At 73.4% G+C, this 854-nt stretch carries 1 protein-coding gene; it reads right to left on the reverse strand.

Features of this window, described 5'->3' with window-relative positions; translation table 11 throughout:
* The coding region (locus ASG00_RS15175) for a sulfurtransferase (RefSeq protein WP_162238330.1) at positions 1–723 on the reverse strand (723 nt) is incomplete at its 3' end.
* Positions 724–854: the final 131 nt, after the last annotated feature.

The following is an 854-nucleotide window of genomic DNA, read 5'->3' on the forward strand; positions in this document are numbered from 1 at the left end:
GTGCGCCGAGGCGATACCCGAGCTGCAATACACGACGACCGGCACGCCGGCGCGCACTCCGACGTCGGCGAATCGCGCCGCGCTCGCCTCGACGGAAGCAGCCCCACCCTCGGGCGAGATGTGCACCGACGTCGGCAGGTTGAGGGCGCCCGGGATGTGCCCGGACACCGGATCGGCGGAGGGCACCGACCCGCGGTAGTGCTGAGGCGCCCGCACGTCGAGCAGCACCCCGGTCAGCGGCGCGAGCGCCGCCTCATCGATCGACGCGACGCCCGGATCCTCATCGCGCAGCGAGATGCCGCCCGGCTCCACCGCGACGTCGTGCGTGTCGAGCAGACCGCCCGACGCGATCCAGGCGCGCAGCCCGCCGTCGAGAACCCGGATGTCCACACCCCGACGGCGCAGCAGCCACCAGGCCCGCGCCGCCGCGACCCCGTCGTTGTCGTCGTAGGCGATCACGAGATCGCCCTCGTCGATCCCCCAGCGGCGCACCGAGTGCTCGAGGTCGGCCAACGCCGGCACGGGATGCCGCCCCGCCTCGGGATGGCCCGGCCGCGACAGCTCGCGCTCGAGGTCGACGTAGACGGCCCCCGGGAGATGACCGGTGATGTACGCCAGACGTCCCTCCGGGGCATCCAATCGCCACCGCACGTCGAGCAGACGCACCGGCCGCAGACCGGTCAGCGCCTCGGTGAGCCCGGCGACGTCGATGAGGGGGGACATGGCGCGAGTCTGCGCGCCGCCGCGCGCGAGCGTCATCCCGCCGGGCAACACGGCGACACGCGGCGCAACACGAGGTCATCCCCTCGTGCGCGGGCACGCGGTTTCTCTTTGTTTCGAACCGACGGCCCCGC

This window comes from Microbacterium sp. Leaf351 (assembly GCF_001423825.1).
GTDB classification, from domain to species: Bacteria; Actinomycetota; Actinomycetes; order Actinomycetales; family Microbacteriaceae; genus Microbacterium; species Microbacterium ginsengisoli.